Below are 23,945 nucleotides of genomic sequence, written 5' to 3' on the forward strand. Positions count from 1 at the left end.
GTTTTTAAATTTCATAACATCAAATTTTGGATTTGAATTTTATGGAGGCCCAACTTTATGCTATTGATATATTAAGTTGTTTGAGTCTTTATTACACGATAGGTCTTCCGTAAGTGTCTATGGATTTGGGTTTCTATTGATTTTCACATTTAAAAATATATATTTTAATGAACTTATCTTCTCATTACGGTACAGTACAGGATAGAAAAGCTTTTTATGAAATATATATTTGGTTAAAGAATTTATTTTAACACTTTTTATGAAGACAATTACGAAAAATTTTAAATACGTAGATTATCTATGGGACGAATCAAAAGCACTTGCTTTAGGTGATAACCAAGTAGATTTATTTTTATATCGTTCAAATATATTAGGTGCCGATTTAAGGATTACTAATTATGGAGGTGGAAATACAAGCTGCAAAACTATTGAAACTGATCCATTAACCAATGAAGACGTTGAAGTAATGTGGGTTAAGGGCTCTGGTGGTGATATTGGAACTTTAAAAAGATCGGGAATAGCTGGTTTATATACTAAAAGACTGCGTGATTTAAAAAATGTATACCAAGGGTTGCATGATGAAGATCGTATGGTTGGATTATTCAATCATTGTATTTATGATTTAGACAGTAAAGCGCCTTCAATAGATACACCACTTCATGGTTTGTTACCATTTGCTCATATAGATCATCTGCATCCAGATGCATTAATTGCGGTTGCTGCCGCTAAAGATAGTGAGCAAGTTACCAAAGAAATTTGGGGAGACACTATGGGTTGGGTCCCTTGGCAACGACCAGGATTTGATTTAGGACTTCAATTGGAAAAATGTCTGGCAGATAACCCAGGTATTAGAGGCATTGTGTTGGGGAGTCATGGCTTATTTACATGGGGAGACACATCATACGAGTGCTATATGAATAGTTTAGAAGTTATTGAGATGGCTTCAGAGTATATAGATAAAAAGATTAAAGAGAAAGGTTTAGTTTTTGGTGGACAAAAAATAGAAAGTCTTCCAAAGGCAGATCGTCTAGAAAAAGCAGCTCAAATTATGCCGCTTTTACGAGGGCTATGTTCTTCTGAAAATAGAATGATAGGTCACTTCTCTGATACAGATGTGGTAATGGAATATATTAATAGCAATGATCTGGAACGATTGGCGCCAATGGGTACATCTTGTCCAGATCATTTTTTAAGAACAAAAATCCAGCCTTTGGTTTTAAGTCTAGATAAAAACGAGGATTTATCGGATGCCGACGCTATTTTAAAAAAGTTAGAGCCAGCATTTGAAGCCTATAGACAAGAATATGCAGACTATTATAACACTTGTAAAAGGGATAACAGTCCAGCCATGCGTGATGCAAATCCAGTAATAATAATTTATCCTGGTGTGGGCATGTTCAGTTTCGCTAAAAACAAACAAACCACACGTGTAGCGAGTGAATTTTACATAAACGCCATTAACGTAATGCGCGGTGCGGAAGCTATAACAGAATATACGTCTTTACCAAGACAAGAGGCTTTTGATATAGAATATTGGTTATTGGAAGAAGCAAAGTTACAACGTATGCCAAAAGAAAAACCATTATCTCGTAGAGTGGCTTTGATTACAGGAGCAGGAGGAGGCATAGGTAAGGCAATTGCGGATAAACTTGCTGCTGAAGGTGCAAACGTAGTACTAACAGATATTAACGAAGATGCACTTGAAGAGGCCAACGGAACTTATGCAAGAGATGTATCCACTTATGCAACCTGTGACGTTACTAATACTGAATCTATTGAAAGTGCTTACAAAAAAGCCATTATTGAGTTTGGAGGTGTAGATATCGTTGTTCATAGTGCCGGATTAGCAATTTCAAAACCTTTATTAGATACAACGGATAAAGATTGGAACATCTTACAAAGTATATTAGTAAAAGGTCAGTTTGATTTAGCAAAACAATTCTCCGCAATAACTCGCAAACAGGGATTAGGCGGAGATTATATAGCAATAGCAAGTAAAAATGGATTAGTTGCAGGTCCAAATAATGTTGCTTATGGCACTGCCAAAGCAGCCCAACAGCACATGGTACGTTTGTTAGCTGCAGAATTAGCAAAAGATAAAGTAAGGGTAAATACCGTAAATCCAGATGGTGTTATTGTGGGCAGTAAAATATGGGAAGGTGCTTGGGCCGAAGGTAGAGCAAAGGCCAACGGAATTACGGTTGAAGAATTACCTGCCTTTTACGCAAAAAGGAATCTACTAAACGAAATTATCACACCAGATGATATTGCCAATGGAGTATTCTCTTTTGTTGGATTACTCGATAAATCAACAGGAAACATTTTAAATGTTGATGGTGGGATGGCAAATGCCTTTGTAAGATAATATTTGATTAGTTTAGTTTAGTTAATGAAAACTCCCATAAATTTTAGTTAAGTTTATGGGAGTCTCTTTCTAATTCAGAAAAAAGTTTCAAATGATAATAAATAATGATCACATCCAAGATTCAAATAGAAATAAGCTTGAAGAACACTCAGAAAGTTTTGATTTCCTAGCAAATAAGTTATCCAAAAAAGGTCACAATATTTCTAATATTGTTTCAAAATTATCGGAATTTCAAGTGGCTATCCCAAGTTGGGCATTAGGAGCAGGAGGTACGCGTTTTGGACGTTTTTCATTTTACGGAGAACCGTCAAATCTTGAACAAAAAATAGAAGATGTTGGCATATTGCATAGTCTGACCCAAACAGCAGGAGCGGTCTCCTTGCACATTCCCTGGGATATCCCTTCAGACTATAAGGCGATTAAAGAAAAAGCAGATGCTTTGCATATAAAATTTGATGCCGTTAACTCAAATACGTTTCAGGATCAAACAGATGCAAAGGAAAGCTATAAGTACGGTTCATTGAGTAACATTAGCAGTGCTGTTAGAGAACAAGCAATTCAGCATAACTTGGACGTCATTAATATTGGCAATAAATTAGGTTCTAAATGCTTAACAGTTTGGCTAGCAGATGGGTCTTGTTTTCCAGGCCAAAATAACTTTCAGACAGCTTTTCAGAATACACAGGATAGTTTAAAAGATATTTACAAAGGTTTACCAAATGACTGGTCCATGCTTATTGAATATAAGCCATACGAGCCAAACTTTTACAGTACGGTAATACAAGATTGGGGAGCGTCTTTAATGTTAGCAAATGGTTGTGGTGATAAAGCCTACACGTTAGTGGATTTAGGACATCATTTACCAAATTCGAACATTGAACAAATCGTAGCCATATTACAACTTAAGGGTAAACTTGGAGGATTTCATTTTAATGATAGTAAATATGGCGATGACGATTTAACCGTTGGTAGCATTAAGCCTTATGCCTTATTCTTAATTTTTAATGAATTGGTTTATGGCATGCAGAACAACCCACAAAATCCTGATTTGGCTTGGATGATTGATGCTAGCCATAATGTAAAAGATCCATTGGAAGATTTAATTCAATCTTTAGAAGCTATTCAAGAAGCTTACGCCAAAGCATTACTTATAGACCAAGAAGCTTTGAAAGCAGCCCAAGCAAACAATGATGTTGTGAAATGCCAGGAAATTTTACAAGGTGCCTACAGAACAGATGTTAGACCATTACTTGAAAAAGCACGTTTAAATACAGGAGGTGCTATAAGTCCAATAGACTCTTATAGAAGGTTGGATGTAAGAGGTCAGCTTATAAAAGAAAGAGGGAAAAACACCATTGCAACAGGGCTTTAGTCATATACTATGAAAACAAAGGTCACAGCTGTTTTTGATATTGGTAAAACAAATAAAAAGTTTTTCTTATTTGATAAGAATTTCCAAGAGGTTCATAAAGAGTATATTTCTTTCGATGAAATTGTTGATGAAGATGGTCATCCAACAGAAAATCTTTCAGCATTACAAAAATGGCTAAAAGAAGTTTTTAATAGAATCCTAACTGCAGATGAGTTTGAAGTCAAAGCCATTAATTTTTCAACTTATGGTGCTAGTTTTGTTCATATTGATAAGGAAGGTAATCCGCTAACACCGCTTTATAATTATACCAAACAATTACCAGAACAAATTATTTCATCTTTCTTTAAGACTTATGGACCAAAGGAAAAATTTCTCAAAAATACAGGATGTGCAGATTTAAGTATGCTAAATTCTGGATTGCAATTGTATTGGATAAAAAAAACGAAACCAGACATATTTGCAAAGATTAAATATTCTTTGCACTTACCACAGTATCTAAGTTACATTTTCAGTGGTATTCCTGTTAGCGAATATACTAGTATAGGCTGTCACACCGCTCTTTGGGATTATGGAAAACGAGATTATCATAGTTGGGTTTATAAAGAAGGTATCGATGAGATTTTACCGCCTATAGTGTCTACCGAGACAAGTATTAATATGAACTACAACGGTAATCGGATTAAAATTGGTGTTGGTATACATGATAGTTCTGCAGCACTTCTTCCTTATGTTAGAAGTTTAAAGAAAAAATTTGTTCTCATTTCAACTGGCACATGGAGTATAGCATTTAATCCATTCACCGAAAAGCCTATTTCCGAAGACCTTACAGACAAGAACAGCATTAACTATATGCGTATCAATGGAAAACCAGTTAAGGCTTCAAGGTTGTTTTTGGGAAATGAATATAAAATACAGGTTGAAAAACTAAACGAAGTTTTTGGAGTAGATGAAGACTACCATCGAACTGTCAGTTTTGATTATGATACCTACTTTGAAATTATGCAAGACTTCACACCATCTTTTAAATGGGAAAGTATTGAAGATGATGATATGCCGAGTATAACGTATTACTCTTATCATAAATACGAACATGCTTATCATCAATTGATGACGGAATTAGTATTGTTGCAAATTAAATGTATTAAAAAGGCTATTGGAAATGATACTATTTCTAGGCTTTACGTTGATGGTGGATTTAGTGATAATGATCTATATATCAAGCTACTATCTCACTATTTTAGAGATAAGAAATTAAGAACCACAGATGCATCATTGGGCTCGGCATTAGGCGCTGCTATCTCAATTTCAGACACGGCATTAAACTCGAAATTTTTGAAAAAGAATTACGCTCTGAAAAAACACGTACCATTTATAGTAAGTTAAAGGTATAAGAAATTAAAATTATAAGTAATATGGCCTTAAAGTTTGATACAAGATATCCATCCATAGATGATCTACGGACAAGAGCACAAAAGAAAATCCCAAAATTTGCTTTTGAATATTTAGATGGTGGCTGTAATGAAGATGTTAATTTGATCAGAAACACCGCCGAGATAAGAGAAGTGCAGCTTAAACCAAATTATTTAAGAAAACACCATGGATCTTCCTTAAAAACTAAATTATTTGGTATTGAATACGATGCTCCTTTCGGTATAGCACCAGTAGGATTGCAAGGACTTATGTGGCCGAATTCTCCAGAGATTTTGGCTAAAGCCGCTTTCGAGCATAATATTCCATTTATTCTCAGTACGGTTACTACAACTAGTATCGAACGTGCTAGTGAATTAACAGAAGGAAGAGCATGGTTTCAACTGTATCATCCAACCGAAAACAGATTGAGAGATGATATTATCAAACGCGCAGAAGTTGCAGAATGCCCTGTTTTGGTTATTCTATGTGATGTTCCTACGTTTGGGTTTAGACCAAGAGATATAAGAAATGGTTTGGCAATGCCTCCTAAAATGAATTTAACGAATATTTTGCAAGCATTTGGACGTCCACATTGGAGTTTGCAAACCTTAAAATATGGAATTCCCAATTTTGAGGTCTTAAAACCTTATATGCCAAAAGATCTCGATTTAAAACAATTGGGTAAGTTTATGGATCAAACCTTTAGCGGACGATTAAATGAAGAAAAAATAAAACCTATCCGAGATATGTGGAAAGGAAAATTGGTTCTAAAAGGTGTGGCTTCTGAGTATGATACTGAAGAAGCAATACGATTAGGAATTGATGGTATTATAGTATCTAACCATGGCGGGCGTCAATTAGATGCAGGACAATCTACCATTAAACCGTTAACGACTATTGCCGAAAAATACGGTGATAAAATAGAAGTGATGATGGATAGTGGTATTCGTTCAGGTCCTGACGTGGCTAGAGCAATGGCAAGCGGTGCTAAGTTTACATTTATGGGGCGTTCATTTATGTATGGAGTTTCAGCTCTAGGTAAAAAAGGTGGAGACCATACGATTTCATTATTAAAGACAGAATTACAACAAGTCATGGAGCAATTATGTTGCGAGAGTACAACAGATTTTCCGGATCACTTAATAGAATAAGCTATATCCAAACTAACAACTAACTAAAACTAAATTATATGAGCCAATTCAATATAGAAGAAGACATCGAAGAAATAGCCGGAGGTGAATTTGAAAGAACACCAGTACCACAATCAAAACTTAAAAGTTGGAAAAGCTTTTTGGGTATGTATGCAGGAGAACATGCTGCTGGAACCGAATTTATGATTGGACCTTTGTTTCTGACTGCTGGTGTTAGTGCTTTTGATTTAATTATTGGTTTGTTATTAGGTAATTTATTAGCGGTCTTAAGCTGGAGGTTTCTAACAGCAGAAATCGCTGTAAAGAATAGACTGACGCTTTACTACCAATTAGAAAAAATCTGCGGAAAAAAATTGGTTATAGGTTATAATCTAGCCAATGGAATATTATTTTGTTTCCTTGCTGGTGCCATGATTACGGTCTCTGCGACGGCAGTAGGTATTCCTTTTGATATGGAAATGCCTAAACTTACGGATACTACACCCAATGGTCCTACATGGATAATAATTGTTATAATAATAGGAGCGGTCATTTCATTAATTGCTTCGAAAGGTTATGACACCGTATCTAAAGCTGCCAACTGGATGTCGCCGTTAATAGTATTGGCTTTCGTTGCGTGTGGAGTGGTTGCTTTGGGTCAATTAGGTGTTAATAGTTTTTCAGAGTTTTGGGATATTTGGGGTGAAGGATCAGAGCCTTTTCCTGGGCAAATAAAATTTACATTCTGGCATGTTGTAATCTGGTCTTGGTTTGCCAATGCAGCCATGCATGTAGGTATGTCAGATTTGTCTGTGTTTAGGTTTGCTAAGAAGAAAAGTTCTGGATGGACGACTGCAGCAGGTATGTATGTAGGACATTATATGGCTTGGATTGCAGCGGCATTATTATATGCGGTGTATTTAAAGTCACCAGAGGCACAAGCTTTTTTAAGTAATGGCGAGGCACCTCCGGTAGCACCAGGGCCATTGGCTCATAATGCTATAGGTGTTTTTGGAATTATCGCTGTTGTATTGGCAGGATGGACTACTGCTAACCCAACTATTTATAGAGCAGGTTTGGCGTTTCAAGCTATTATACCTAAAGTGTCAACCTTTTGGGTGACCATAATAGCAGGAACAATAGCAACGATTGCTGGTTTATTCCCAGCATTTGCAATGAAGTTATTAGGTTTTGTGGCCCTGTATGGATTTATATTGGCGCCATTTGGTGCTATTATAGTATTTGAGCACTTTTTCCATAAAAAGGTGGGCATTGTAAAGAATTATGCGGAAGCTGCTAACTTAGCATTTAACAAATCTGTGTTCTTGGCTTGGGCAATAAGCTTTGGATTGTTTTACTTTATATCTGTTCAATTTGGTGTCTTTTTATCTTTTGTAACGCTTCCAGCTTGGTTGCTATGTGGTTTATTATTCTTGATTTTCAGTAAGTATTTTCAAAAACGGATTTAGTAAAGTGGCGCAATTATAAAGTTGTTATAATTTTCTAACTAATCGTTGACAATATATTAATTTTGAAAGTCAGGTAAACTTTAGTTTAGAATATCCACAATGAAAACTATTAAACACGTCCTTGTAATTACTATTTGTTTCTTCATGGCTTTAGGTTGTAAAAATGAACCTGGAATTGAATCTAAAAGTAATTCAAAGGCAACCATACCCATACCTGAACGGGAAGTTGTTATATCACAAAAAATACTTGATAGTCTTATCAGTAATCCTCCAGAGGGTCTTGTTTGGATTCCGAAAGGAACATTTATGCAAGGAGCTGTATCTCACGATAAGATGGCCATGCAACATGAAAAGCCGCAACATCAAGTTACAGTTGATGGTTTTTTTATGGATATTACAGAAGTTACCAACGCTCAATTTTCGGAATTTGTAAATGAAACAGGGTACATAACAGTTTCAGAAAGTGAGATTGAATGGGAGGAATTGAAAAAACAATTACCAGAAGGAACACCGAAACCTCATGATTCTATTATGCAACCCGGATCTCTTATTTTTAAGAAAACGAAAGAGTCTGTTCCTAATTTATATGATTTTTCACAATGGTGGAAATGGAAGATTGGTGCGAATTGGAGACATCCTAGTGGCCCAGATTCCGATATAAATGGAAAAGATGATCATCCTGTAGTTCACATTGCATATGAAGATGCTCAAGCCTACTGCAAATGGGCTGAGAGAAGATTACCGACAGAGGCAGAATGGGAATATGCAGCAAGAGGCGGTAAGGAGAATACTATCTTTTTTTGGGGAGATACTCAAGATGTTTTGTCTCAAAATGTAAATAGTTGGGAGGGAGAATTCCCTGTGAATAATACCTTAGAAGATGGGTATGAAAGAACAGCACCTGTAAAGTCATACCCGCCAAATACCTTTGGTTTGTATGATATGGCAGGCAATGTTTGGGAGATTACAACAGATTATTACAACTTGAACTATTATAGTCAGTTAGCTTCTAAAAATAAAACGTCTATAAATCCTACAGGGGCAAACAATCCATATAACCCAAACAACCCCTATTCTAAAGAAAGAGTAATTAAAGGAGGGTCTTTTTTATGCAGTGATTCTTATTGTGCGAGTTATAGGGTATCTTCAAGAATGGGGAACGCCAATGATTCTTCTGCAGAACATATTGGTTTTAGAACTGTAGTTACACCCGAAATGTTATTGGGAGAGTAAGACTTAAAAGCGATGTTTGGCTTTTTTTGTAAAATAATTTGGGACATTTGTTTTAAGACTCTGTTTTTTCATTTTAAAACACCAAACTAAATACAGAACCTTCATCCTCAACACTTTTAACAAGTATTCGTCCTTTATGAAGTAACATTATTTGTTTGCAAAGACTTAAGCCAATGCCGCTTCCTGTGGCTTTACTTGTAAAGAATGGTACAAATATATTCTCAAGAATATTTTGAGGGATACCTGAGCCATTGTCATAAACTTTGATTACAATGTCTCTATTTGGGTTTTGAGAAGCTAAGACTTTTATTTGAGCATCAACTTTGTGCTTACAAGCATCAACGGCATTAAGTATGAGGTTGATTAACACTTGTTCAATAAGATGTGTGTCTATATCTAAAGCTAATTTTGGACCAGAAACCTTAAACTCAATATCTATATTTTTTGCCTTTATGGATGGTGCCATTAATAACTTAATGTTATTGAATAATTCAGAGACCTTTACACGTTGCAGATTTAAGTTTGTTACTTTACTTAAGCTACGATAGGTTTTTGCGAATTTTAACAAGCCCTCACTACGATTCTTAATGGTTTTAATCCCAGCGTTTAAGTCGTCTAGTTCCAACGTGTTGTTATTAGGTTGTTCTATAGCTTGCTGAAGGTTGGATTGAAGGGTGTCTGCCAATGATGAAATTGGCGCAATGGAATTCATAATTTCATGCGTCATTACACTTAATAATTTCTTCCAAGATTCAGACTCATTCTTGTTTAAGGTATTATCTATATCTTGAATAACGATTAGCTTAAAGGCATCATCATCAACTTGAAATACAGTGTCTGAAATTAATATTTTAATACTCTCATTTTGTAAAGCAATAGATATAGAATTTGGTTCTCTATGGTAGGTTTCAAAAACAGTATTAAACAATTCCGGTTTTCTACTTTCAACAAAATGGATGTTTTTGAAAGAGGGCATATCCAAAATCTCACTAAAAGAATCATTGCTCCAAAGAACATCACCTGACTCTATATTATAGGCAATAATGCCAATATCTACCATTTCCAGAATCTTCTGAAGATAGACGTATTGTGCCTCATTCTTGGAATTAATTTCCTTTATGGTTCGGTTAATTTCATTGAAGCCTGTATATAAAAACCTAATATCCTTTGGGCCCCTGTCTTCTGGGAACCATCTTGAAAAGTCACGATATTTTACCGCTTCAAAAAAATCGTCCATGGCGACAAAACGGCGTTTTACAAATGTATAGGTATTAATAAAAAGGTAAACTATCGCGATACCAGCAATTACGGCATAAGCGGTTTTATCTTTGTATATGAGATATACTAATCCAAGAATAGAACTTACGAGGAGTAGAATTCTAAAGAATAATCTAAGAATGTAACCTTTAAAGTTCATATTTATCTAATCGTCTGTAGAGTGCAGCTCTTGTAATTCCTAATTCTTTAGCAGATTTAGAGACATTTCCTTTATGTTTTTCTAACACAGTTAAGATGGCATTCTTTTCTATATCATCTAAGTTTAAACTAGTGGTTTCAATATTTTTAGATGTTGGAGAACGCTCAATTGAAGAGAATACTAAATCTTCTGGTTTTAAAATAATGCCATCAGTCATAATTACAGCGCGCTCGAGTACATATTGTAATTCGCGAACATTACCAGGGAAATCATGCTTTTTAAGTTTTGAAATAAATCCTGAATCAAAAGAAAAAGAAGTCTTATTGTATTTCTCTGCATACAATGCAACAAAATGATGAGACAATTCAGTAATGTCTGTTCCGCGTTCTCTTAAAGGAGGAATAATAATGTCAACAGTATTAATTCTATAGATGAGGTCTTTCCTGAATTTTTTTTCATCAGCTAGAACCTTAGGATCTACATTAGTAGCGCAAATTAGTCTTATATCTATGGGAATGGGTTCATTTGAGCCCAAAGGTGTAACTTGCCTATTCTGCAAAACAGTAAGTAACCTTACTTGTTGCCCTAAAGTAATGTTACCAATTTCATCTAGGAAGAGCGTACCACCGTTAGCAGCTTCAAAACGTCCTTTCCTATCTTCTCTAGCATCAGTAAAGGCACCTTTTTTGTAACCAAAGAGTTCGCTTTCAAAAAGCGATGATGTTAGTGCGCCAACATCAACTTTTATAAATGGTTTGTCTTTTCTATTGGAATTATCATGAAGTGCTCTGGCAATTAGATCTTTACCTGTACCATTTTCACCAAGGATAAGCACATTGGCATCAGTAGGTGCTACTTTTTTAAGCTTAACAAAGACATCATTCATGACATCACTATCTCCAATGATTTCAATATTACTTGATTTGAAATTATCTTGTTTAGCGGTGTTCGCTTTTTTATTCCTTAGAATTGTGGTAATGGTTTCAATGATTTTTTCATTCTTCCAAGGTTTCATTAGAAAGTCAGAAGCTCCTTCTTTTAGTCCTTTGATAGCTAAGTCAATATCTGCATAAGCTGTCATTAGAATAACTGAAATTTCAGGCTTTAGCTTTCTGATTTTATTCAACCAAAAAATACCTTCGTTACCTGTGTTTACCAATCCGCTAAAATTCATATCTAGAATGACAACATCAATGGCATTACGTTCGATATGCGAATTGATATTATTAGGATTCTTTTCTATTACTACATCTTTAACCAAAGGTTTAAGAAGCAATCGTAATGCAGTAAGGACATCTGCATCATCATCAACAACTAATATGGTAGCATTTTTTAAAACCATTGCTCGATAATCGAGATTTAATTAGTAGAAAGGTTACCAAGAAATAGTTTACCCTTTACTTTAAAATGTTCATAAAAGCTATTTCAAGGCTTAGTATTACAATATTACGATTTTAAGTTCGACTTCAAAAGCATCAAAAAATAAAATTACGTAGCACTTAATAACTGTACACTTTCGGACACAAACTGTATCAAAATCGGACACTTTTATTTTCGAATAAAAATGTAAATAACTGATATTTAGATAAATATGTTTTTGGCATCATCTTCACTATATATTAAATGTCAAAACAAAATAATAATGGACGTACCAATTCAAAAGAAAAAATTCTCATCAAAAAAACTAGGTTTAGCCGCTGGTATTTTAGCCATCATAGCTTTAATTGTCTATGTAATACTTCAGACATCAGGTGGTTCTAAGTTAAATGTAGAAAAAGAACGAATTTCAATACATACTGTTTCTAAAGATGTATTTCAGGAGAATATTCCTGTAAATGGTATAGTACTTCCAATAACGACAATTTATCTAGATGCTCTAGAAGGCGGTCGCGTTGAAGAAAAGTTTGTAGAGGACGGTGCGATGATGAAAAAGGGAGAGCCAATTTTAAGATTATCAAATACTGATTTGGAGCTTAGCTTAGTCAATCAAGAAACTTCGGTTTATAATCTATTGACGCAAATGCAGATTTCTCAGAATGCGGCACGTCAGAATACCATTAATAGACAGAATCAATTTACAGATGTAGAGAATAGTCTTATTGAAGCAAAACGTGTTTACGATTTAAATAAAAGGCTTTATGATAAGGGCGCGATTGGAAGAATGGATTATGAATCTTCTGAGAACGACTACAATTATCAAAAAGAGCGTATGAAATTGGCTGAGCAAGTACTTTCAGAAGATTCTATTTCTTCTAAACTTGAAATCAATCAAGCTAGAGACTCTTATGCCAGAACACAAAGTGCTTTGGAGTTAATGCGAAAGAAAGTGGGGGACTTGGTAGTGCGTGCACCAATCGATGGTCAACTAACCTCGTTAGATGCTGAGATCGGCCAATCTATTACTAAGGGAACACGCCTAGGACAGGTGGATGTAACAAGTGGCTATAAAGTTAGAGTAGATATAGATGAACATTATATCTCAAGAATTTACAACGGTCAAACAGGTACATTCACATTAAATGGAAAGACCTATACTTTAGTAATTAAAAAGGTTTTTACTCAGGTTACTAATGGACGCTTTCAAGTGGATATGAAATTTGAAGGAGAAACACCAGAAGGCATAAGAAGGGGTCAGAATTTACAAATTAGAGTAGCACTGAGTGCAGAAAAAGAGGCCTTATTAGTTGCGAAAGGCGGATTTTTTCAAAAGACAGGTGGTAATTGGATGTTTAAGGTAAGTGAAGATGGCTCTACAGCTTATAAGGTAGACGTGAGGTTAGGAAGTCAGAATACAGAATATTATGAAGTTCTTGAAGGTCTCAATCCAGGAGATAAGGTGGTAACATCGAGTTATGATTCTTTCGGTGATGTTGAAGAGCTGATTTTAAAGTAACTGCGGTAGGCTGGGTATAGTCAAAATTAATAGGAATAGAAATTAAATAATAATATAACACACAATAAAATGATACAGATTACGGATTTAGAGAAGTTTTACAAAACGGAAGAAGTTCAAACTATTGCGCTCAACAAATTATCCTTTGGAGTTAAAGAAGGAGAGTTTGTTGCTATAATGGGACCTTCGGGATGCGGCAAATCTACCTTGTTGAATATCTTGGGCTTATTGGACGATCCAGACGGAGGAAGTTTTATGTTCAATGGCGAAGAGGTAGCAGGTTACAATGAACGTAAGCGTTCAGAATTGCGCAAGCACAACATCGGTTTTGTCTTTCAGAGCTTTAACCTCATAGATGAACTTACGGTTTTTGAAAACGTAGAATTACCATTAATCTATACCGGTGTAAAACCTGCAGAGCGCAAGAAAAAGGTTGAAGAGGTTTTGGAGAAAATGCAAATTATGCATCGTAGAAATCACTTCCCTCAACAATTATCTGGTGGTCAGCAACAGCGTGTGGCTGTAGCACGAGCAGTTGTTAACAATCCGAAATTAATCTTGGCTGATGAGCCAACAGGTAATTTGGATAGTGTGAATGGTAACGAGGTTATGGATTTGCTTATAGACCTAAATGAAGCAGGGACAACAATCATCATGGTGACTCACAGCGAGCACGATGCCAAATATAGCCACCGTATCATTAGAATGTTAGATGGTCAAAAAGTAACTGAAAACATTCTTGCTTAAATAATATTATCAATCAATCAATCATCAATCATCAATCAAAATCAATCAACCAGGTGAAAACACTTCAGTATAACATACAGCCAATCAATTAATCAACCAAAATTATACTGAAGTGTTGCAGCCAAATCAATCAACAAACGAACAGTAATTCTTAGAGATTATGCTTAAAAATTATTTCAAAATAGCGTTTAGAAACCTTCTTAAGAATAAAGGGTTTTCATTTATAAACATTTTTGGGCTTAGTATAGGTGTGGCTGCCTGTATTTTGATTTCAATTTATATTCTTCATGAAAGTAGTTATGATCAACACGTTTCAAATTCTGAAAATGTATATAGATTGAATCGCGATTATATTGATGGAGAACGTGTAGATGCAGGTATACATTTTTCAGCAAATACAGCACCTACGCTTTTAACTGATTTTGAAGAAGTAGAACTTTCAGGAAGACTAATGTCTAATGGTTTGTTTTGGGGAGCAGGAAGTAATGAAATACGTTTTGATGGAGAAGTTACCCAACATTATGAAGAAGGGTTTGCCTATGCGGATCAGTCTATAATTGACATAATGGATATTGTAATGGTTAATGGTGAAGCTAAAACGGCGCTTTCAACTCCAAATACCATTGTTATTTCTGAAGCCATTGCTAAAAAGTACTTTAAAAATCAAAACCCTATTGGGCGGAGTATGTATTTGAACGGTAATAATGAAAGGCCATTCAAAATCACTGGTGTATTCAAGGATTTTAAGAGTAATTCTCATTTGGATTTTAATTCTTTCATCACTTTAGAGGGTGAGGAATTTGGAGAAGGCGAACAAACCAGATGGTTTCAAAATAATTATTTTACTTATATAGTTTTAAAAGCAGGGATAGATGTTTCATCTTTTGAAAATAAGATGAACAGTACATTAATGGAAAAGTATATAAAACCATCCTATAAGCTGGCAGGATTTGCAGGGTGGGAGCAAGCTCATGAAAGAGAAAAAATGTACTTACAGCCTTTAACTGATATTAATCTCTATTCTACACATGTTAATTATGAATCAAGTTTTCGAAATGATATAAAGGTTATCTGGATTTTTGGCATCGTAGCTTTGTTTATTCTCATTATCGCCAGTATAAATTTTGTAAATCTTTCTACAGCAAAATCTGCTAGCCGTGCTAAAGAAGTTGGATTAAGAAAAGTTGTTGGTTCTTCGCGAACACAGCTTATTAGTCAGTTTTTGGCAGAGTCTATACTCATATCATTTATTGCTTTTATTCTGGGTATAGCATTATCAGCTATATCAATGCCGCTTTTTAGAACAATGTCTGGAATAGATTTAATACTACCTTGGTCTAGTATTGGTTTTATATCAATTGTTCTGACGTCTTCAGTAATAGTGGGTGTACTCGCAGGTTTATATCCGTCTTTTTACCTCTCAAACTTCAATCCTATTAATGTTCTAAAAGGAAAGCTGACTTCTGGTGTTAAATCAGGTGGACTAAGAAGCAGTTTGGTGGTATTTCAATTTACAGTTTCTATTATTTTAATAGTTGGGACCCTAATAGTAAATCAACAAATGAATTTTATTTTAAATTCTAAAGTTGGGTTCGAGAAAGATCAAGTTGTTCAAATTCATAGCACTAATGTTTTGAACGACCGTCTTGAAACTTTTAAAGAAGAGCTTAAAAAAATACAAGGAGTTGGTAATGTTACTATAAGTGATTATTTGCCTATTGAAGGGACAAAACGAAATGGAAATAGTTTTGTAAACGAAGGAAAAGAAGGTATTGATGAAACTACTCCAGGGCAAGCATGGATTATAGATGAAGACTACATTGAAACCATGGGCATGAACATAGTGGAAGGACGTAATTTTATTAAAGACAGGGTGTCTGACGAACAATCAGTTATTATGAACCAAGCTATGGTAAAAGCGTTAAGACTAAAAGAACCTTTAGGCAAAAGAGTTTCTAGGTATGGTCAACTATATGAAATCATTGGTGTTGTAGAAGATTTTAATTTCGATACGATGAAAACATCGGTAAGACCACTATGTTTTTTCAGGGGAACTAGTCCTACAATTACATCTGTTAAAATGAATACAAGAGATTTGTCGGCAGTATTGGTATCACTAGAAGCTAAGTGGAAAGAGTTTGTACCTAATATGGCTTTTCGATACGAATTCATGGATGCTTCATTTGCGAAAATGTATGATAGTGTCAGTAGAATAAAAGTGATTTTTACTGCTTTTGCTATTTTAGCAATATTGGTCGCCTGTTTAGGATTACTAGCGCTTTCAGCATATATGGTAGAGCAACGCAATAAAGAAATGAGCATTAGAAAAGTTTTAGGTGCTTCGGTGCAAACCATTTTTAAACTACTTACAAAGAATTTTTTAATCCTAATCTTAGTAGCTCTGACCGTTGCTATTCCTATAGCTTATTACTTAATGCATACTTGGTTGCAAGATTATGAATATAGAATTGAGATGTCTTGGACTGTATTTGTTTTTGCGGGTATTGCAGTTATTGTTATTGCATTGTGTACCATAAGCTATCATGCAATTAGATCGGCAATAATAAATCCAGCAAAGGTCTTAAGGTCGGAATAAGAAATTCATCAAAAACGAACAGTAATTCTTAGAAATTATGCTTAAAAATTATTTCAAAATAGCGTTTAGAAACCTTCTTAAGAATAAGGTGTATTCATTCATTAATATTTCTGGTTTAGCCATTGGTATGGCAGCTACAATGCTGATTAGTTTATGGATATATGATGAGTTAAGTTATGATAGTTATTTCAAAGAAAAAGCCACTATTGCGCAAGTGTTTCAGCACGAATCTGCGAATAATAATGTTGGTACAGGACCTGCAATCCCTAGACCTTTAGAGTTTGCGATGCGTGAAGAATTTGGAGATAATTTTAAGCATCTCATAATGTCATCTTGGAATTTTACGAGATATATTAGTTATGGTGACAAGAATATAAATGTTTCCGGTAACTACATGCAAGAAGGAGCTGTAGAAATGTTAGAGCTTAACATTATTAAAGGGGATAAAGAAAGTCTAAAAGGCGCAAATTCTATATTACTTTCTGAAGAGACCGCAAAGACTTTATTTGGCTCTGAGGATCCAATAGGGAAAATGGTGAAAATAAATAATGTTAATCCTGCAAAGGTTACAGCGGTATATGAAGATTTATCTAAGAATAACTCGTTTAACGGGTTAAAATATTTAATGCCATGGAAGTTTTATGTAGCATCTGAAGAATGGGTTAAAAACGCTGAAGATAGTTGGGGTAATAACTCATTTCAAATGTTTGCTCAGATTAACGATAATACAACGATGGAAGCTGTAACAGCTAAAATTCTTGATGTGAAGAAAAGAAATGCACCAGATGAAGCGGAGTTTAATCCTCAGATTTTCTTGTTTCCAATGAAAGATTGGTACCTAAGAAGTGATTGGGAGAATGGCGTGCAAACCGGTGGACGAATTGAAAACGTTTGGCTATTTGGAATTATAGGTGTATTTGTATTGCTTTTGGCTTGTATCAATTTTATTAATTTAAGCACAGCTCGCTCAGAAAAACGAGCTACTGAAGTAGGTATTCGCAAGTCTATTGGGTCGCAAAGAGGGCAACTTGTTTTTCAATTTTTAACGGAGTCTTTCCTTATTGTTTTATTGGCATTCGTAGTAGCAATCGGTATTGTGTTATTGTCGTTAAACGGTTTCAACAATTTAGCCAGTAAAGAGATACTATTTCCATGGTCAAATAGCTTGTTTTGGTTATCGACATTATTATTTATTGTGGTGACTGCAATCTTGGCTGGAAGTTATCCTGCTTTGTATTTATCATCTTTTAATCCGGTTGCCGTTCTGAAAGGAACTTTTAAAGCAGGACGCTACGCTTCCCTGCCTCGGAAAGTTTTAGTAGTTGCACAATTTACAATTTCAGTTGCTCTAATCATTGGCACTTTGGTTGTTATGAATCAGATTCAGTTTAGTAAGGATAGACCAACGGGATATGACAAAAATGGTTTGGTTCAAATCCCAGTGATGAGCAGTGAGTTTATTGGAAAACAAGATATAATGCGCGAACAATTTATTGCGTCAGGAGGAGCCATACATATGACAGCAATGAGTAGCCCTACAACAGAAGTTTGGTCTAATCGTGGCGGTTATACTTGGGAGGGAAAACCTGAAGGTTTTCAAGAAGATTTGGCATTTACTTCTGTACACTATGATTTTGTAAAAACACTTGGTCTTAAACTTATTGACGGCCGAGGCTTTTCTCGAGAGTTTGCAACAGATTCTAACGCAGTTATTCTTAATAAAACGGCTGTCAAGTATATGGGAATTCAAGATCCAATAGGCAAGTATATTAGAGGCTCTAGTCCAAATTCAACAATGATACCGCTAAAAATTATTGGTGTTATAGATGATATGGTTGTACAATCGCCATATTCACCAGTTAAACAAGCAATGTATGTGTTTGAACAGTATGGAAATATTTCGTATTACAATTTAAGATTGAATCCGAAGAATAGTGTCAGCAAAAATTTGGAACTTGTTGAGAGCACATTTCAGACAAACTTCCCAAATTTACCTTTTGATTATCAGTTCGTAGACGAAGAGTATGGCAAGAAATTTAGATCAGAAGAACGTGTGGCTAGCTTAGCAAGGGTATTTACGGCACTGGCTATTTTTATTAGTTGTTTAGGGCTTTTTGGATTGGCATCTTTCGTTGCAGAGCAGCGAACTAAAGAAATAGGTGTTAGAAAAGTACTTGGCGCATCTATTAGTCAGCTATGGTTATTACTTTCTAAAGACTTTATAACCTTAGTTGTGTTAGCTTTAGTAATTGCTTCGCCTTTAGCATATTATGTAATGAGTGGGTGGTTGCAAAAGTTTCCTTACAGAACTTCAGTAGGCTGGGATGTGTTTCTTATTGCTTGTCTTGGAGCACTAATAATCACATTGATTACTGTTAGTTTTCAAGCTATTAAAGCAGCTTCGGCAAACCCTGTAAAATCATTACGGACAGAATAAATGGCTATTCATTTTTAATAATAGTTAAGCTAAAAAAATAAGAATCATGATACAAAACAGTCTTAAAATAGCATTCAGAAGTTTTAAAAAGAACGCCCTTTTTACGAGCTTTAATTTAGTAAGTCTAGTCACGAGTATTTTGGTGATTTATATTGCTATTGCCTATTTGAATTTTGAGACGAGTTATGATAAATTTCATAAAAACTCGGATTCTATATATCGTTTAGCAGCGACCTTGCGTTCGCAGGATTATAGTATAATCGGTTTCCAGAATTGGAATAGTAGTGAAGGAGAAGAGCAAATAAATCAAATCACTAAACTATCGGATTTGCCAGGAGTGAAATCAGCCACACATTTTATAACGACTGCAGATTTAGAGTATGTACGCTTCAATGAAAAGGAGATTAAAGTAAAAGATGTACTGTATACCAATACACCTAGATCTTTTACTGAACTGTTTACTTGGGATATTAAGTACGGGAGTTTTACGGATTTTTATAACAATCAAAATTCAGTCATATTAACAGAAAGCGTTGCTAATGTTCTATTAAAAGAGAATAACTATGGTGAATCAATTCAGCAGACTGTAAATATTGGAGGAGAAAATTATGCTATTGCCGCAATAATTGAAGATGTTCCTGGCAATTCTCATTTTGATTTTTCACTAGCAATGCATACAAAGCATTTAGATTATTGGGGAAGTCACGTGTATCTCCAAGCTCAAAATGGAGTCAGCCAAAGCACTATTGAAGCACAAATAAAAGAAGCTAGGGCAGCTATTTTTCCAAATACTGTTGATAACCCAACTTTTAAGAAGCATTTTTTACAACCTGTCGCGGATATTCATCTCAAATCGAATATCCTTTATGAGCTAAAACCACCAGGAAATATAAATTACGTCCTTTTAATTGGAGGCTTTGCTGTATTCATTTTATGCATTTGCGTTTTTAACTATTCTAATTTTACGTTCGCCCTAAAATCAAAACAGTCCAAAACAATCGGAATTAAAAAAGTTATAGGTGCCTCAAGAAGTTCGGTGGCAAGGCAATTTGTTTTTGAGGGCATTCTTTTATCGATGATAGCAGCATTATTGGCAATAATCTTATTGCCATTCGCTATACCAGTGTTTAATGAATTAATGGGTGTGTCGTTAGAGTTTGATCCTGCTAATGCATATAGGGTTTATGTTACAATACTTCTTTTGGCTGCAGCTATAGGTATTGTATCTAGTATTTTACCAGCATTTAAATTATCTGGAATGAGTGCCATGAGCCTATTTCAGGATAGGCTAAAAGAAAAAAGCTACCAAGAATTTTCAGTGAGAAAATATCTTATTATAAGTCAGTTTGTCATAATAATTGGTATCACAGCTATTTCCTATTTTATTCAAGGACAAGTAGATTTTATTGCGAACAAGGACTTAGGTTTTAATAAAGAGAATATCCTTTACGCAAATACATCTCCTGAGAATCTTGATGTATTTCAGCAGAAATTAAAACAAATACCAGAAGTCGAGACCGTGGCTAACGGTTCTTCTTTAGCTATTGGAACATATAACCAACTCACCTATAAAATCGAAGGGGAGGAAATTATTTTTGATGATGCAAATCAGCTCTACATGGATTACGCTGCGCTAAAAGCCTATGGATTGGAAACATCCTTATCTGAATCCATTTTAAATGATTCTGAAAATCAGCCTAGACGTACTATTATCAACCGAACGGCTGCAAATAAATTGGCCGATATAAAAAATATAACACCGAATGAACTTATTGGTTTAACAATTATTACGGAGCCTGAGTTTACAGATGAAGAAGGTAATGTTGGTTTCCCATTTACAATAGACGGTATTTTCGAGGATATAAATCTCTTTTCCCTAAGGGAGAAAATTCAACCTTATTTTATAGTGGTTTCAAATAGTGTCCGTATGTATGGTATGAGTATAATAGCTCTAAGACCTGGAACTACTGCATCTGGTTTAGAAAAAATTCAGAACGCTTATAACGAGTTAAATGAACCATTTCCGCTAGAAGTTCAATTTCTGGATTCTAATTACAAAGCTCTGCATGCTGAGGATAAACAGATGGGAAGTCTCGTTTTTGTACTTAATAGTATTGCCATTTTTCTTGCCCTTTTAGGAATTATAGGTATTACTTTATTACTCATTATTAGTCGAACTAAAGAAATAGGGATACGAAAAGTCTTGGGAGCTTCGGTAGCTTCTATTCTAAAAATTTCAGTTAAAGAGTATATAGGTTTTATAGTCTTAGCAACCTTAATTGCCTGGCCAATTTCAATTTTTGTTGTTAAAAATTGGTTGTCAAATTTTGCTTATCGCATAGAAATTAATCAACTAGCAATAGTTGGTGTTGCCCTCTTAGTATTAATGGGAACTATATTCATAGTGGGTTTGGTATCATTTAAGGCAGCAATGGCAAATCCAGTAAAATCTTTGCGTACAGAATAGTTATTATCAATTAAAAATCGAATAGTCATGATTAAGAATTATTTCAAAATAGCATTCAGAAACTTGTTTAAGCATATTGGATTTACAGCATTAAATATAAGTGGTCTTGCGATAGGTATGACCGCAGGATTTCTTGTCTTATTATATGTGAGTTTTGAGTTGAGTTATGATAAAATGCATGAGAAATCTGACTCGATTTATAGAATAGTAGCAGATATTAAAACACCATCTGAAACCATAGAAGCGAGCATAGCAGCTTGGCCTGTCGCTCCAGCCTTAGAACAGGAATTCCCCGAGATTCTTAAATCTACTCGAGTCATGAATTTAAATTTGACCGTAGTAAAAAACAATAAAAAGGTTATTGAGGAAGATGTTGTGGCAGTAGATTCGTCATTTTTTGAAATTTTTGATTTTGAACTAGTTAAAGGCGATAAAACTCAAATTTTAAAACAACCTAATAGCTTAGTACTTTCTGAGACTATAGCTAATAAATATTTTGGTCAAGATAATCCCATAGGGCAAAATCTCGAGTTGGAAGGTTTTGATGATTTAGGAGTAGTTACTGGAGTAATGAAAGAAATTCCTGAGAATTCACAAATTCAGGCGGATATAGTCATGTCTATGATTACGTTTACGGCTTCTCCTAGTGACCGTGATGAACAATGGGGTAGTTATGATCCATCACATTATGTATTGACTAGTGAAAGCGTAAATCCAAAAGATTTAGAGTCAAAATTTCCTGCATTTATCGAGAAAAGAACAGGGGATCAAATGCGCCAGTCGCAAATGTTTGTCACCTTGTTTTTGGAGCCTTTTTCAGACGTTTATTTAAAATCTAGTCGAGGGGGAAATATTACCGGAAATATTAATAATGTTTACATATTTTCAATAATTGGTATTTTTATATTACTTATTGCTAGCATCAATTATATAAATTTAGCTACAGCAAGATCCGTTGAGCGCGCTCGAGAAGTTGGTATTAGAAAAGTTGTTGGTGCTCAAAAAAATCAACTAGCATTTCAATTTATCAGCGAATCTGTTGTGGTTTGTCTATTAGCTTTTCTTTTAGCCGTAGGACTAACAGCTTTGAGTTTGCCTTACTTCAATGCGCTAGCAGGTAAAACCGTAAGTTCAGGTATTTTTACTGAACCAGTTAATATCCTTTATCTCTTTTTAATTGCACTTAGCATCGGTGTTGTTGCAGGAATCTATCCTGCTATTGTTTTATCATCGTTTAGACCAGTTAGCGTGCTTAAAGGAAGTTTTTCTAAAGGTAGTAAAGGCGTCTTATTAAGAAAGAGTTTGGTGGTGGTGCAGTTTACTATTTCTATTGCTTTGATTATTGGGACGATTATTATTTATAACCAGATGCAATATATGAGAAATCAAGATTTAGGTTTCAACAAGGAGCATACTTTGGTTATTCCTACACAAATTGGAAATAGTCAAGATGCCCTTAAAACCAGTATCTCTGCAATACCTGGTGTTAAAGGAATAGCTCTAGCGTCTAGCGTACCTGGTTCTGGAAATCCTGCAGCTTACTCTGAAATAGAAAACCAAAATGGAGACCTACAAGTGGCGAACTTAGATTTGTATTTTGTTAATGAGGATTATATACCACAATTAGGAATGGAGGTGGTTGCTGGTCGTGCCTTTTCTAGGGACTTTGCTTCAGACTCGACACAAGCCATGATTATTAATGAAAAAGCAGTGTCACTTTTAGGTTATACAAATGCTAAGGATGCTATTGGTGCAAGATATCAGCAATGGGGAAGTAATGGTCAGATTATAGGTGTGGTTAAGGACTTCAATTTTAGATCACTTCAGCAAGATATAGCTCCAATCACTATGCGATTGGATCCTAATAGTACAAATATTATGACTGTTAAGATCGCATCTAATAATATTACTCAGACCATAGGAGCTATTGAAAAAACATGGTTGTCCATGATGCCTGCTGATCCATTTGAGTATTATTTTTTAGACGAACTATTCGATGAACAATATGAAGCCGAAGAAGATTTTGGAAACTTATTTCTAAGCTTTGCTTTATTGGCGATTTTTATATCCTGTTTAGGACTTTTAGGACTTGCAGCGCACAGCACAATACAGCGTAAAAAAGAAATTGGGATTCGTAAGGTGATTGGTGCCTCTGTAGGCAGTATTGTGAATTTGTTATCCAAAGACTTTATAAAACTTGTAGGTATTGCATTTGTGATTTCGGCACCATTAGCATGGTACGCGATGCATAATTGGTTGGAGGATTTTGCCTATAAAATTGATATAGAGTGGTGGATGTTTATCATGGCAGGTGTTATAGCCATTACAATTGCCTTGGCAACGGTTAGCTTTCAAGCAATTAAATCAGCCACTACTAACCCAGTAAAATCATTACGTACGGAATAAAAA

General features: G+C 34.9%; 14 protein-coding genes. 12 read left to right on the top strand and 2 right to left on the bottom strand.

The features are described 5' to 3' along the window. Positions 1-259 precede the first annotated feature (259 nt). From H7F21_RS06355 to H7F21_RS06380, 6 genes are all read left to right on the top strand, one after another. Positions 260-2,365, top strand: a complete 2,106-nt coding sequence (locus H7F21_RS06355) for a bifunctional aldolase/short-chain dehydrogenase (protein WP_185788358.1) — start codon at positions 260-262, stop codon at positions 2,363-2,365. A 91-nt stretch (positions 2,366-2,456) separates the two neighbouring features. Further along, positions 2,457-3,737 carry a sugar isomerase gene (locus tag H7F21_RS06360; RefSeq protein WP_185788359.1) on the top strand — a complete coding sequence of 427 codons (1,281 nt, stop codon included), beginning with the start codon at positions 2,457-2,459 and terminating at the stop codon, positions 3,735-3,737. 9 nt (positions 3,738-3,746) lie between these two features. Beyond that, positions 3,747-5,120, top strand: coding sequence for an FGGY-family carbohydrate kinase (locus H7F21_RS06365; protein ID WP_185788360.1), 1,374 nt, complete (start codon positions 3,747-3,749; stop codon positions 5,118-5,120). Positions 5,121-5,149: 29 nt separating this feature from the next. Further along, a complete protein-coding gene (locus H7F21_RS06370; RefSeq protein ID WP_185788361.1) occupies positions 5,150-6,298 on the top strand; it encodes an alpha-hydroxy acid oxidase in 1,149 nt (382 codons plus the stop codon). Positions 6,299-6,336: 38 nt separating this feature from the next. Continuing rightward, a complete protein-coding gene (locus H7F21_RS06375) occupies positions 6,337-7,746 on the top strand; it encodes a purine-cytosine permease family protein (RefSeq protein WP_185788362.1) in 1,410 nt (469 codons plus the stop codon). A 99-nt stretch (positions 7,747-7,845) separates the two neighbouring features. Beyond that, entirely contained in the window at positions 7,846-8,979 is a 1,134-nt protein-coding gene (locus H7F21_RS06380; protein ID WP_246431425.1) for a formylglycine-generating enzyme family protein, read from the top strand. Positions 8,980-9,052: 73 nt separating this feature from the next. Here H7F21_RS06380 and H7F21_RS06385 read toward each other — a convergent pair whose 3' ends face one another. Both H7F21_RS06385 and H7F21_RS06390 read right to left on the bottom strand, forming a co-directional pair. Next, complete coding sequence (locus H7F21_RS06385) at positions 9,053-10,396, bottom strand: sensor histidine kinase (RefSeq protein WP_185788363.1); 1,344 nt, start codon at positions 10,394-10,396, stop codon at positions 9,053-9,055. Beyond that, positions 10,386-11,738 carry a sigma-54-dependent transcriptional regulator gene (locus H7F21_RS06390; RefSeq protein WP_185788364.1) on the bottom strand — a complete coding sequence of 451 codons (1,353 nt, stop codon included), beginning with the start codon at positions 11,736-11,738 and terminating at the stop codon, positions 10,386-10,388. The genes H7F21_RS06385 and H7F21_RS06390 overlap by 11 nt, the downstream gene beginning before the upstream one ends. Before the next feature lie 300 nt (positions 11,739-12,038). Here H7F21_RS06390 and H7F21_RS06395 point away from each other — a divergent pair, with 300 nt between their 5' ends. The 6 genes from H7F21_RS06395 (at position 12,039) to H7F21_RS06420 (ending at position 23,942) form a co-directional block, all read left to right on the top strand. Beyond that, on the top strand, positions 12,039-13,289 hold the full coding sequence (locus tag H7F21_RS06395) for an efflux RND transporter periplasmic adaptor subunit (protein WP_185788365.1): 1,251 nt from the start codon (positions 12,039-12,041) through the stop codon (positions 13,287-13,289). A gap of 69 nt (positions 13,290-13,358) precedes the next feature. Then, positions 13,359-14,036 carry an ABC transporter ATP-binding protein gene (locus H7F21_RS06400; RefSeq protein WP_185788366.1) on the top strand — a complete coding sequence of 226 codons (678 nt, stop codon included), beginning with the start codon at positions 13,359-13,361 and terminating at the stop codon, positions 14,034-14,036. A gap of 160 nt (positions 14,037-14,196) precedes the next feature. After that, the gene (locus H7F21_RS06405; protein ID WP_185788367.1) at positions 14,197-16,632 is read left to right on the top strand and encodes an ABC transporter permease; all 2,436 of its coding nucleotides are present in this window, start codon (positions 14,197-14,199) and stop codon (positions 16,630-16,632) included. 37 nt (positions 16,633-16,669) lie between these two features. Next, positions 16,670-19,069 (top strand): ABC transporter permease, encoded by a 2,400-nt coding sequence (locus H7F21_RS06410; protein ID WP_185788368.1) that lies wholly within the window; start codon positions 16,670-16,672, stop codon positions 19,067-19,069. Positions 19,070-19,115: 46 nt separating this feature from the next. Next, positions 19,116-21,536 (top strand): ABC transporter permease, encoded by a 2,421-nt coding sequence (locus H7F21_RS06415; protein ID WP_185788369.1) that lies wholly within the window; start codon positions 19,116-19,118, stop codon positions 21,534-21,536. Positions 21,537-21,563: 27 nt separating this feature from the next. Continuing rightward, a complete protein-coding gene (locus H7F21_RS06420) occupies positions 21,564-23,942 on the top strand; it encodes an ABC transporter permease (protein WP_185788370.1) in 2,379 nt (792 codons plus the stop codon). The last annotated feature ends 3 nt before the right edge of the window (positions 23,943-23,945 follow it).

This window comes from Winogradskyella flava (assembly GCF_014243395.1).
Taxonomy (GTDB): Bacteria; Bacteroidota; Bacteroidia; order Flavobacteriales; family Flavobacteriaceae; genus Winogradskyella; species Winogradskyella flava.